At 74.0% G+C, this 12,111-nt stretch carries 10 protein-coding genes; 2 read left to right on the top strand and 8 right to left on the bottom strand.

The window, feature by feature from the left end:
• Nucleotides 1-49: 49 nt before the first annotated feature.
• Nucleotides 50-1,426, bottom strand: coding sequence for a histidine--tRNA ligase (gene hisS, locus ABIB16_RS02675; RefSeq protein ID WP_063188930.1), 1,377 nt, complete (start codon nucleotides 1,424-1,426; stop codon nucleotides 50-52).
• 174 nt (nucleotides 1,427-1,600) lie between these two features.
• Between hisS and ABIB16_RS02670 the strand changes: the two genes are divergently transcribed.
• Both ABIB16_RS02670 and ABIB16_RS02665 read left to right on the top strand, forming a co-directional pair.
• Nucleotides 1,601-3,139: a DUF349 domain-containing protein gene (locus tag ABIB16_RS02670; protein WP_063188928.1), complete on the top strand. Its 1,539-nt coding sequence runs from the start codon at nucleotides 1,601-1,603 to the stop codon at nucleotides 3,137-3,139.
• Nucleotides 3,140-3,224: 85 nt separating this feature from the next.
• A complete protein-coding gene (locus ABIB16_RS02665; RefSeq protein ID WP_036380977.1) occupies nucleotides 3,225-3,842 on the top strand; it encodes a hypothetical protein in 618 nt (205 codons plus the stop codon).
• Nucleotides 3,843-3,853: 11 nt separating this feature from the next.
• Here the strand turns inward: ABIB16_RS02665 and ABIB16_RS02660 are convergent, their stop codons facing one another.
• The 7 genes from ABIB16_RS02660 to ruvC form a co-directional block, all read right to left on the bottom strand.
• Nucleotides 3,854-6,148 (bottom strand): RelA/SpoT family protein, encoded by a 2,295-nt coding sequence (locus ABIB16_RS02660; protein ID WP_095353339.1) that lies wholly within the window; start codon nucleotides 6,146-6,148, stop codon nucleotides 3,854-3,856.
• 115 nt (nucleotides 6,149-6,263) lie between these two features.
• Entirely contained in the window at nucleotides 6,264-7,304 is a 1,041-nt protein-coding gene (gene secF, locus ABIB16_RS02655) for a protein translocase subunit SecF (RefSeq protein ID WP_134416481.1), read from the bottom strand.
• The gene (gene secD, locus ABIB16_RS02650; protein WP_354436038.1) at nucleotides 7,301-9,127 is read right to left on the bottom strand and encodes a protein translocase subunit SecD; all 1,827 of its coding nucleotides are present in this window, start codon (nucleotides 9,125-9,127) and stop codon (nucleotides 7,301-7,303) included. Before secD ends, secF begins: the two co-directional genes overlap by 4 nt.
• 70 nt (nucleotides 9,128-9,197) lie before the next feature.
• Nucleotides 9,198-9,635 carry a preprotein translocase subunit YajC gene (yajC, locus tag ABIB16_RS02645; RefSeq protein ID WP_123244393.1) on the bottom strand — a complete coding sequence of 146 codons (438 nt, stop codon included), beginning with the start codon at nucleotides 9,633-9,635 and terminating at the stop codon, nucleotides 9,198-9,200.
• 60 nt (nucleotides 9,636-9,695) lie between these two features.
• A complete protein-coding gene (ruvB, locus tag ABIB16_RS02640) occupies nucleotides 9,696-10,718 on the bottom strand; it encodes a Holliday junction branch migration DNA helicase RuvB (protein ID WP_115166198.1) in 1,023 nt (340 codons plus the stop codon).
• Nucleotides 10,715-11,359: a Holliday junction branch migration protein RuvA gene (ruvA, locus tag ABIB16_RS02635; protein WP_134416479.1), complete on the bottom strand. Its 645-nt coding sequence runs from the start codon at nucleotides 11,357-11,359 to the stop codon at nucleotides 10,715-10,717. Before ruvA ends, ruvB begins: the two co-directional genes overlap by 4 nt.
• A gap of 80 nt (nucleotides 11,360-11,439) precedes the next feature.
• Nucleotides 11,440-12,075, bottom strand: a complete 636-nt coding sequence (ruvC, locus tag ABIB16_RS02630; RefSeq protein ID WP_036317938.1) for a crossover junction endodeoxyribonuclease RuvC — start codon at nucleotides 12,073-12,075, stop codon at nucleotides 11,440-11,442.
• Nucleotides 12,076-12,111: the final 36 nt, after the last annotated feature.

Raw genomic sequence — 12,111 nt, 5'->3', positions numbered from 1 at the left:
GACACCCACCGCCGCCGCACACCGGGGCCGGCACAGCGGCCGCGTCCGCTCAGTCCTGCGCGCGGGCGACCTGCGGCAGCAGGTCCTCGGCCGGCGGGGTCCAGTCGGCCGGGTCCGCGGCGTGCTGCTCGCCGGAGCGGATGTCCTTCACCTCGTGGACCCGCGCGCCGGCGTCGTCCCGGCCCATGAACCACACGAACGGGATGCCGCGGCGGTCCGCGTACTTGATCTGTTTGCCGAACTTCTCCGCGGACACCGCGACCTCCGCGGGGATGCCGCGCTCCCGCAGCAGGGCCGCGACGTCCTGGGCCTCGGGCCAGTCCTCGTCCGCCGTCAGCGCCACGTACACCGCGGTCGGCACGGAGCGGGAGGCCACGGCCATCTGCTGGGACAGCATGCGCATCACCAGCCGCGTCACGCCGATGGACAGTCCGACACCGGGGAACACGCGGTTCCCCTTGGAGGCGAGCGCGTCGTAGCGGCCGCCCGAGCAGATCGAGCCGAGCTGCTCGTGGCCCACCAGGACGGTCTCGTAGACGGTGCCCGTGTAGTAGTCCAGGCCGCGCGCGATGGACAGGTCCGCCACGGCGCGCCCGGGGGCGCGGCGGTGCAGGGTGGCGACGACGTCGGCCAGCTCGGTCAGCCCCTCCTCGAGCAGCTCGTGGGTCACCCCCAGGGCGCGGACCCGCTCGACGAACGAGGCGTCCGACGTGCGGATGTCCGCCAGGGCCAGCGCCTGCGCAGCCTGCTCGGGGCTCGCGCCGACCTCCTCCTGGAGCAGCCGCGCGACCTCCTCCGGGCCGACCTTCTCCAGCTTGTCGATGCTGCGCAGCACGCCGGCGGTGTCCTCCAGGCCGATGCCCCGGTAGAAGCCCTCGGCGAGCTTGCGGTTGTTCACGCGGATGAGGAAGTCGCCGATCGGCAGGGCGCCGAGCGCCTCGGCCATCACGAGTGCGACGTCGGCGTCGTACCGGGGCGAGAGGGCGCCGTCGCCGACGACGTCGATGTCCGCCTGGGTGAACTCGCGGGCGCGGCCCTCCTGAGGGCGCTCCCCGCGCCAGACCTTCTGCATCTGGTAGCGACGGAAGGGGAAGGCGAGGTGGCCGGCGTTCTCCACGACGTAGCGGGCGAACGGCACGGTGAGGTCGAAGTGCAGGGCCAGGCGCTTGGGGTCGGCCGGGTCCTTGGGATCGCGCCGGCCCGCGGCGACCTCCTCGTCCTCGGCCAGGCGGGAGACCGCGTAGACCTCCTTGTCCACCTCGCCCTTGCGCAGCAGCTGGCCCAGGGTCTCCACGGCACGGGTCTCGATGCCGGCGAACCCGTGCAGCTCGAAGGTCCGCCGCAGCGTGTCGAGCACGTGCTGCTCCACGAGCCGCTCGGCGGGCAGCCACTCGTGGAAACCGGACAGGGAGGCCTTGCGGGACATGGCGATCCTTCGAGACGACGACGGCGGGGACGCGCGACGGTCCCCCGCCGGCGCACCGGCCCATTCTAGGCGCGGGCGCTGTCCGGCCCGGTACGCTGGCCCTGTTCGTGTCCATCCCGACCGGCCGCATCCCTCGACGACTGCGTGCCGGCGCAGTCAGGGAGAGTTCCAGCGGTGACCAATCACATGCAGCCCGACGACCAGCAGTCCCCCGCCACCGAGGCCGCCCCCGCGTCGGCCGAGGCCGCCGAGCCGACCGTGCCCGCCGAGGCCCGGCCCGTCCCCGAGGTCGTCCCCGACGCGCCGGCGCACGGTGATTCCTCCCAGCCCGCCGAGGCGCCCGCCGTGCCCTCCCCGGCCGCGATGAAGAAGGCCAGCCCGGCCGCCGTGCGCCCCGCGACGCCCGCCGCCGCGTCCGCCGCCCCGACCCCCGTCGTGGCCCCGACCGTGCCGCCCACCCCGGTGGAGGAGGCCGCCAGGTTCGCCCGGGTGAGCGAGGACGGCCACGTCACGCTGCTGGACGGGCAGGAGGAGCACGCGGTCGGCCAGGTGCCGGACGCGAGCACCGAGGACGCGCTGGCGTACTTCGTGCGCAAGTACGACGACGTGCGCGCCCAGATGGCCCTGTTCGAGCAGCGCATCGCCGCCGGCGCCCCCTCGAGTGAGCTGGGCCGGGCGCTGGGTCAGATGACGACCGCGGTGAACGAGCGCCACATGGTCGGCGACATGGACGCCCTCCGCACCCGCCTGGCGGCCCTGGAGACCCTCCTGGGCGACTACCGCGCCGCGGAACAGGAGGCCCGGCAGGCCGCCCAGGCCGAGCAGCTGGCCACCCGCGAGGCCATCGTCGCCGAGGCCGAGACCTTCGCCCAGACCCCGGCCGAGCGGATGCCCTGGAAGACCGCGTCCAAGCGCATGACGGAGCTGTTCGAGGAGTGGAAGGCCGCCCAGAAGGCCGGTCCGCGTCTGGCCAAGTCGGTCGAGGACGACCTGTGGAAGCGCTTCCGCGGCGCCCGCACCGCGTTCGACAAGACCCGCCGCGCCCACTTCTCCCGGCTGGACGCCGCCTCGGCCGAGGCCAAGCAGGTCAAGGAGCGTCTCATCGCCCGTGCCGAGGAGCTGTCCACCTCCACCGACTGGGGCGTGACCGCCGGCAAGTACCGCGACCTGATGGACGAGTGGAAGCGCGCCCCCCGGGCCTCCCGCAAGGAGGACGACGCCCTCTGGGCCCGCTTCCGCGCCGCCCAGGACGTCTTCTTCGCCGCCCGCAAGGCCGCGAACCAGGAGATCGACCGCGAGTACGGGGCCAACCTGAAGGTGAAGGAGCAGATCCTCGCCGACGGCCAGAAGCTGCTCCCGTTCACGGACGTCAAGGCCGGACGGCGCGCGCTCAACGAGCTGCGCGGGCGGTGGGAGGATGCCGGCCGCGTGCCCCGCGGGGACGTCCGCCGGATGGAGGAGGGCCTCCGCAAGCTCGAGGACGCCCTCAAGCAGGCGGAGAACGAGCACTGGCGCCGCACCGACCCGGAGACCAAGGCCCGCACGAACTCCGCCCTCACGCAGCTCGAGGAGACCATCGCGGGGCTCGAGGCGGATCTCGCCCGGGCCCAGGCCCGGGGCGACCAGCGCGCCGTCAAGAAGGCCCAGGAGGCGCTCGACGCGCGCCTGCAGTGGAAGCAGGCCCTCGAGGCCTCGGCCTCCGAGCTCCGCTGAGCCCCACCCGTCTCGAGCACGCCCCCGCGGCCCGCCTGTCCACAGGCGGCCGCGGGGGCGTCCCCGTCTCTGGCAGGATCCGGGCATGACGACCGTGACGATCGAGGAGACCGCCCCGACCGGGGCACTCGTGCTGGCGGGCGACCCCTTCACGGAGCCGGAGCTGCAGGCGCTCGGCGCGCGGGGCGCCGTGCGGCCGCTGCTGCCCGGGGTGTGGGCGCGGCCGGACGCCGCGGACGATCCCGCGGTCCGGGCCGCTGCCCTGTGGACCCTCGGCGGCCCGCTCCTGGCCGCCGGCTGGACCGCGATCGGCCCGTCGGCGGCCTGGATCCTGGCCGGCGGCGCGGCGCCCGGGCGGCTGCACGCGGCCGTGCCGCACTTCCACCGGCGCCCCGCCGGCGGGGGCCTGCTGCCCTGGACGCTCACGCAGTCGGACGTCGCGGCCGATGCCACGGGCGTCGCCCCCGCCGAGCACGACGTGCTCCGCTTCGGCCCCGTGCGGGTCACGACGCCCGCCCGGACAGTCGAAGACCTGCTGCTCAGCGCCGACCCGGATGCGGCGCGGCGCGCGGCCGCCGTGATCGGCGCCCACGGCGCCGCCGGGCTGCGGGAGCGGCTGGCCCGCCGGACCCGCCGTGCCGGCGTCGTGGCGGCCCGGCGCCGGCTGGGCGCGCTGCTGGCGGCGCTGGACGTCCCCGACTGAGGCCGGGAGGCTCAGGTGCGGTGCACGTCGAAGACGCCGTCGATGCGGCGCACCGCGTCGATCACGTGGCCGAGGAACCGGGGGTCGCCCATCTCGAAGACGAACCGGCTCATCGCCACGCGGTCGCGGGTGGTGTTCACGGAGGCCGAGAGGATGTACACGTGGTTCTCGGAGAGGACCCGTGTGACGTCGGAGAGCAGCGACTTGCGGTCCAGCGCCTCGATCTGGATCTCCACCAGGTAGACGGTGTCCCGCGACGGCGCCCAGCTGACCGGGGTGCGGCGCTCCGGCTCCTGCGCGAGCAGGGTCGCCAGGTTGGGACAGTCGACCCGGTGCACGGAGACCCCGGAGCCGCGGGTGACGAACCCGTCGATGGCGTCCGGCGGCACCGGGTTGCAGCACCGTGCCAGCTTGGCCATGACGCCGCCGTCGCCGTCCACGAGCACGCCGGCGTCGTTGGTGGCCCGCGCGGGGGCGCGCCGCGACTGGGCCGGGACCAGCTCCTGCAGGTGCACCTCGCCGACGGTCAGCTCGCCCTCCGGCTCGGCCTGCGTCGGCGTCGGCGGAGCGAGGCGCTCCGCGACGCGTTCCTGCACGGACTGGGCGGACACGTGGCCGTCGCCGAGGGCCACGAACAGCCCGTCGAGGTCCGCGTAGCCGAGATCCGTGGCCACCTGCACCAGCTCCTCGCCGCCGAGCACCTGCTGCACGGCCATGCCGGCCTTGCGCAGCTGACGGGTCAGCGACTCGCGTCCCCGGTCGGCCTGCTCGTCGCGGCGCTGCGTGGCGAAGTGGTGACGGATCTTGGACCGGGCCCGCGGCGAGACCACGAAGCCCAGCCAGTCCCGGCTCGGGCCCGCGTCCTCGGCGCGCGAGGTGAAGACCTCCACGGTGTCACCGTGGCTCAGCGGCGTGGACAGCGGGACGAGCTTGCCGTTGACCCGGGCACCGATGGTGCGGTGGCCGACGTCGGTGTGGATGGCGTAGGCGAAGTCCACGGGCGTGGAGCCGGCCGGCAGGGTGCGGATCTCCCCCTTCGGCGTGAAGACGTACACCTCGTCCGCCCCGATCTGGGTGCGCAGCGAGGCGAGGAACTCGTCCGGGTCCCGGGTGTCCGCCTGCCAGTCCATCACCGAGCGCAGCCAGGCCGGCGTGGCCTGCACCGGCGCCTGGCCGGCGGCCTGGGCCTTGTACCGCCAGTGCGCGGCGACGCCGTACTCGGCCTGGCGGTGCATCTCCTGCGTGCGGATCTGGATCTCCACCGGCTTGCCGCCCGGCACCATCACCGTGGTGTGCAGGGAACGGTACATGTTCAGCTTCGGGACCGCGATGTAGTCCTTGAACCGACCCGGGACCGGGTTCCAGCGGGCGTGGATCGCGCCGAGCACGGCGTAGCAGTCACGCACGGAGTCCACGAGCACCCGGATGCCCGTCAGGTCGTGGATGTCGTCGAAGTCCTTCCCGCGCGTCACCATCTTCTGGTAGATCGAGTAGTAGTGCTTCGGCCGTCCGGTGACGGTCGCCCGGATCCGGTGCTCGCGCAGATGATCCTCGATCACGGTGCGCAGCGCCGCGATGTGCTTCTCCCGCTCCGGGTTCCGCTCCCCCACGAGGCGCACGATCTCCGCGTACATCTTGGGCTTGAGGGCGGCGAAGGAGAGGTCCTCGAGCTCCCACTTGACGGTGTTCATGCCGAGCCGGTGGGCCAGCGGGGCGTAGATGTCCAGGGTCTCCTGGGCCTTGCGCGCGCTGGACTCCGGGGAGACGTACCGCCACGTCCGCGCGTTGTGCAGCCGGTCGGCGAGCTTGATGAGCAGGACGTTCACGTCCTGGGCCATCGCGATGACCATCTTGCGCACGGTCTCGGCCTGCGCCGCGGCGCCGTAGGTCACCTTGTCCAGCTTGGTCACGCCGTCCACGAGGAGGGCGACGTCGGAGCCGAAGTCGGCGCGCAGGCGCTCCAGGGAGTAGTCCGTGTCCTCGACGGTGTCGTGCAGCAGGGCCGCCAGGAGGGTCGGGCCGGTCACGCCGATCTCGGCGAGGATCGTGGCGACCGCGACGGGGTGGGTGATGTACGGGTCCCCGGAGCGCCGCATCTGCCCCTCGTGTGCCGCGCGGGCGACCTCGAAGGCGCGGACGATGTCGGCCAGCTCGGTCTTGGTGGCTCGCTGCCGCACCGTGCGCATCAGCGGCTCGAGCAGGGGCGAGTACTCGGTGGCGTGCCGGCCGGTCAGGCGTGCGATCCGGCCGCGGGGCCGGACCGGGACGGGACGGGCCGGGGCGGGAGTGGGGTCCTGCTCGCTCATGGGCCACGCCTCCTGACTCGTGCGGCCCCGACCGCTCCGGCCGGGATGATCGGCGAGTCTACCCGCGCCCGTCCCACCCCGCCCCAGGAAGACCACCGGGGCCGCAGCGGCTCCGTCAGAGCCGTGCGCCGTCGTCCCAGGGGGCGACGTCGGGATCGGTGACCGCCTCTGAGGCACGCTCCCGGGCGGCGCGGGCCGCGGCCCGGGCGTCGTGGTCGCGCACGTCCGGGTCGTTGCGGCGCAGCAGGGCGTACAGCGGCGCCTGGAGGAACAGGGTGGACAGGGTGCCCACGATGATGCCCACGAACAGCGCGAGCGCGATGTCCCGCAGCGTGCCGGCACCGAGCAGCCCCGCGCCGATGAACAGGATCGAGCCGACCGGCAGGATGCCGACGACGGAGGTCGTGATGGACCGGACGAGCGTCTGGTTCACCGCGAGGTTCACGTTCTCGACGAAGGAGCGCTCCGGGTCCTCCTCGGCCCCGATCGTGTTCTCGCGGATCTTGTCGAAGACCACCACGGTGTCGTAGAGCGCGTACGACAGGATCGTGAGGAAGCCGATGATGGCCGACGGCGTGATCTCGAAGCCGGTGGCGCCGTAGATGCCGGCGGTCAGCGCGACCACGTAGAGCATGCCGAGCACGGCGGCCAGGGACATCTTCCAGGTGCGGAAGTACACGGCCATGAACAGGGTCACGAGCACCACGAAGATCACCAGGCCGATCAGGGCCTGCTGCGACACCGCGGCGCCCCAGGTCGGCCCCACGAAGGTCGAGGTCACCTGGTCCTGGCCGACGCCGTAGGCCTCCTGCAGGTTCGCGGCCACGGCTCGGGTCTGGGCGTCGTCGAGCTGCTCGGTCTGGACGCGCACGGTGCTTGGGGCGACGTTCGTGACGGTGGCGTGGCCGTCGGCCAGCACGTCGGTCACGGCGCGCTCGCCCGCGGCCACGTCGGTGGAGGCCGTCTGCGAGACGGTGAACTCGGAGCCGCCCCGGAACTCGATGCCGAGGTTGAAGCCGCCGCGCAGGGCGGTCAGGCCGCCGGCGAGGACGAGCAGCAGGGCGGCGAGGGCGAACCACCACCGCCAGCGCTGGATGAACGGGTAGGAGATGCGGCCCGAGTAGAGGGCGTTGCCCCAGTCGGCGAAGCGGTTCACTGGTCCTCCTCCTGGCGGCGGCGCTCGGCGCGGCGTCGCTCGGCGATCGTCATGGGCGGCGCGGTGCGCGAGCGGCGGCCGCCCCGGGCGGACGTGCCCGCGCGGGGGGCGCCCGTCGCGGCGAGCGGGCGCGGGGCGTCGGCGGCCGCCGCGTCGTCGGCGTCGGCCGGCTCGTCGGAGGGCTCCGCCGGGAGCCCGGTGCGGGGGGCAGTGGCGGGCTCGCGGAAGCGCCCGGCGCCCTGGTACAGGGACGGCCCGCCCAACAGCGACGGGTCCAGTCCGGACATCGGGTGTCCCTCGCCCACGAAGCGGGTCTGGGCCAACAGCACCATGAGCGGGTGGGTGAACATGAACACCACGATCAGGTCGGCGATCGCGGTGAGGCCGAGGGTGAACGCGAAGCCGCGCACGTTGCCGACGGCCACGAAGTACAGCACGACGGCGGCCAGCAGGTTCACGGCCTTGGACGCGGTGATCGTCCGCCGGGCGCGCTTCCAGCCCTCGTGCACGGCGACGGGCACGGTGTGGCCCGCGCGCAGCTCGTCCTTGATGCGTTCGAAGTAGACGATGAACGAGTCCGCCGTCAGACCGATCGCCACGATGAGCCCGGCGATGCCCGCGAGGGACAGGCGGTAGTTGTCCGTCCAGCCCAGGATCGCGATGGTCAGCCACGTCAGCACGCCCGCCACGATGATCGAGGCGAAGGTCAGCAGGCCCAGGGCCCGATACTGGAAGAACTGGTACACGGCCACGAGGCCGAGGCCGATCAGGCCGGCGATCAGGCCCCAGAAGAGCTGGTCCCGGCCGAGCGTGGCGGAGATCTGCTGCTCGGACTCGATCGAGAAGGAGATCGGCAGGGAGCCGTAGTTGAGCTGCTCGGCCAACTGCGCCGTCGTCTGCTCGTTCAGGGTGGGGCCGCTGATCTGCGCGCTGCCGTTGGTGATGACCACGTTGGACTGCGGCGCGGAGATCACGTCCCCGTCCAGCAGGATCGCGAACTGCTTGCGCGGGTCGCCCTCGGGGTACGGGGTGAGCTTCTGGGTGACCTCCGTGAAGGCCTTGGTGCCCTCCTCGTCGAACTCGATGTTGACGACCCACTGGTTGGTGGAGACGCCGCCCTGGGCCTGGGCCATGCCGTTGGACGCGCCCTTGATCTGGGTGCCCGGGATGACCACGGGGCCCAGGATGTACTTCTGGGCCGGCGTGACGGCGCCGTCGGCGAGCTCCTCGGAGGGCTGGCAGGCGACGATCGCCCGGTCGGACGGCGGCGGGGGCGCGGCCGGGTCCCGCGGGGCGGTGCAGTCCGTGGCCTGGAACTCGGCCAGCAGGGCCGGGGTGACCCAGTTCGGGTCGTAGGCGTCCGCCGGCTCCCCGTCGGGCTTCGGCAGCTGGTCTTCGGGCAGGCGCTGGTCCTCGGGGGTGGCCTCCCCCGGGCCGGACTGCAGCACGGGGCGGAACTGCATGTCCGCGGACGCCTGGATCAGGCGGCGGGTCTCCTCGTCCGGGACCCCGGGCAGGGAGACGACCACGTTCTGGGAGCCCTGCGTGGCGACCTCCGCCTCGGCCACGCCGGAGCCGTCCACACGCTGGCGGATGATCTCCACGGCCTGGTCCAGCTGCTCGGGGGTGACGGACTCGCCCGTCGAGGTCTCGGGGGCCAGCACCATCTGCGTGCCGCCCTCGAGGTCGAGGGCGAGCTTGGGAGCCCAGGAGGCCGCGCCGGAGGCCACGCCCCCGCCGAGGATCGCGGCCAGGACCACGAGGAGGGCGGCCAGCCAGGTCAGGGTGCGCCCGGCGGAGCCGGAGGGTGTTCTCTTCGCCATTGCTCAGGTGCTTCCGTCACATCCGAGCGGCCCCGCCAGGCGGGGCCGCGTGTGCAGGGGTGGGTGGGCCTCAGGCCAGGTCGTCGCGGCGCGGACGCGGGTCGGCGTCGTCGGCGCGGTACTCGGTGCCGGGGGCGTCATCCCGACGCGACGGGTCCGTGGTGGGCGCGGCGGCCGCGGCGGCCGTCTCGGGCTCCACGACGGTGGTGATGCCCTGCAGGTGCACGTCCATGCGCGTGCCCGGGGCGGTCTCCAGCGTCACCCGCTGGGCCTCGGCGTCCACGGCCACGACGGTGCCGAAGATGCCGGCGCCGGTCATGACCTCGACGCCCGGGGCGAGGGTGCTGCGCATCTGCGCCTGCTGCTGCTGCATCTTCTTGCCCTTGCGGAAGGAGAGGAAGAGCATCACCGCGAGCAGGGCGAAGGCGATGAGCATGAGCATGCTGCCGCCACCCCCCTGGGCCTGCTGGGCGATCACGGGCAGGGTCGCTGCGGCGGCGACGGGCATGGGGGACTCCTGAAGCTCGGGGTGGGCGGGCCTGTCCAGTGTAGGGGCCCGCCCTGGGCGTCACGGCCCCGGCGTGGCCTCCGGAGCGGCGAGGCCCAGGTGCTCCCAGGCCCCCGGCAGCGCGACGCGGCCACGGGGGGTGCGCGCCACCATGCCCTCGCGGATGAGGAAGGGCTCGGCCACGGTCTCCACGGTCTCGGCCTCCTCCCCCACGGCGGTGGCCAGCGTGCTGAGCCCCACGGGCCCGCCGCCGAACGTGGTGCACAGGGCGGTGAGGACGGACCGGTCGAGCCGGTCCAGGCCGCGCCCGTCGACGTCGTACATGTCCAGGGCGGCGGCGGCGTCGTGCGCGCCGACCTCGGCCAGCCCCTTCACGAGCGCCCAGTCCCGCACCCGGCGCAGCAGCCGGTTGGCGATGCGCGGGGTGCCGCGCGAGCGCCGGGCGATCTGCCGGTACCCCTCCGTGGCCAGCCGCATGTCCAGCAGCAGGGCGGAGCGGCGCAGGACGCGCTCGAGCTCCTCCTCGGTGTAGAAGTCCAGGTGACCCGTGAAGCCGAAACGGTCGCGCAGCGGCCCCGGCAGGAGGCCGGCCCGCGTGGTGGCGCCCACGAGCGTGAAGGGCGGCAGCTCGAGCGGGATCGAGGTGGCGCCGGCGCCCTTGCCCACCACGATGTCCACCCGGAAGTCCTCCATGGCCATGTAGAGCATCTCCTCGGCCGGGCGGGACATCCGGTGGATCTCGTCGAGGAAGAGCACCTCACCCTCGGTGAGCGAGGACAGGATGGCCGCGAGGTCGCCCGCATGCTGGATCGCGGGGCCGGAGGACAGCCGCAGGGGGGCGTTCATCTCCGCGGCCACGATCATCGCCAGCGTGGTCTTGCCGAGCCCGGGCGGACCGGACAGCAGGACGTGGTCCGCGGCGCGGTCCCGCAGCCGGGCGGAGGCGAGCATGAGGTCCAGCTGCTCGCGCACCCGCATCTGGCCCACGAACTCGTCCAGGTGCTTGGGGCGCAGCGCGGCCTCGAGCCGGCGCTCCTCCGGGTCGACGGCCGCCGCGGACAGCGGTGAGGACTCCGCGCTCATCGCCCGCCTCGCACCGCGCCGGCCATGCCGACGTCGCGCAGGGTGGCGCGCAGCAGCGCGGCGACGTCGCGGCCCTCGTCCAGCTCCGGGCGGGCCGCCACGGTGGCCTCGACGGCCTTGAGCGCCTCCTTCTCGGACCAGCCCAGGCCGGCCATCGCCTGCACGACGTCGGCGTGCCAGACCGTCTCGACGGTCGGCTCGGCGCTCGCCTCGGCCTCCGCCTCGGGCACCGGCTCCCCGGTGGGCGCGAGGCGGCCGGAGAGCTCGACGATGATCTTGCGCGCCATCTTCGGCCCGATGCCGGGCACGCGGGTGAGGGTCTTCTCGTCCTCCTCGGTGACCGCCCGGCGCACGGTCTCGGGGTGGTGGACCGAGAGGATCGCCAGGGCGAGCCGGGGACCCACGCCGTTGGCCGTGATGAGCACCTCGAACACCTCGCGCTCGTCACGGTCCGCGAAGCCGTAGAGGGTCAGGGCGTCCTCCTTGACCACGAGGTGGGTCTGCACCGTTCCCGGCCGGCCCTCGTGCAGCGTGGACAGCGTCTGCGGGGTGGCGGAGAACTGCACGCCCAGGCCGCCGACGGCGATGACCGCCCGGTCGAGGGCCACGTGCTCCACGGTGCCGCTGAGCGAGGCGATCATGAGGGGCCCTCCTGTCGGGACGGACGGACGCCGGTCGGCGCGGATTCGAACATATCATCGAACGCCGGCCCGGCAGCGGCCTACCGGCGACGCCCGCCGCCCGCCGAGCGCTCGGCGTCGAGCCAGGCCCGCTGCGCGGCGGTGAGCTGGCCCCGCGGGCGGGCGCGCGCGGGCGCCTTGGCGGCGAACTGCGAGCGCCCCGCCCGGGAGGCGAGGTCTGCGGTGTCGAGGCCGGTCTGGCCGGCGGCCGCGCCGAGGGCGGTGCCGCGCCAGCCGTGGGCGATGGCCAGGGCGAGGGCGTCGGCCGCGTCGGCCGGGCGCGGCGGGGCGTCGAGGCGGAGGATCCGGGTGACCATCGTGGTGACCTGCTCCTTGCCCGCATCGCCGTGTCCGGTGACGGCGGCCTTGACCTCGGAGGGGGTGTGCAGGCCCACGGGGACGCCGGCGCGCGCGGCCGCGGCGATCGCCACGCCCGCGGCCTGGGCCGTGCCCAGCACGGTCGGCGTGTTCGTGTTCGCGAACATGCGCTCGACGGCGGCGCGATCGGGCCGGTGCGCGGCGAGGACCGCGGAGACGGCCTCGTCGATGCGCAGGAGGCGCTGGTCCAGGGGGGCGGTGGGCGGGGTGCCCGTGACCTCGACGTGGACGAGCGCGGCCCGCCGTCGCGCGTCCACGTCCACCACGGCGATCCCGCAGCGGGTGAGCCCCGGGTCCACCCCGAGGATCCGGACGACGTCGGCGGGCCGGCGCGC

Source organism: Micrococcus sp. UYEF5, from assembly GCF_040546065.1.
GTDB lineage: Bacteria > Actinomycetota > Actinomycetes > Actinomycetales > Micrococcaceae > Micrococcus > Micrococcus luteus.
This window is presented reverse-complemented; position numbering and strand designations above follow the sequence as displayed.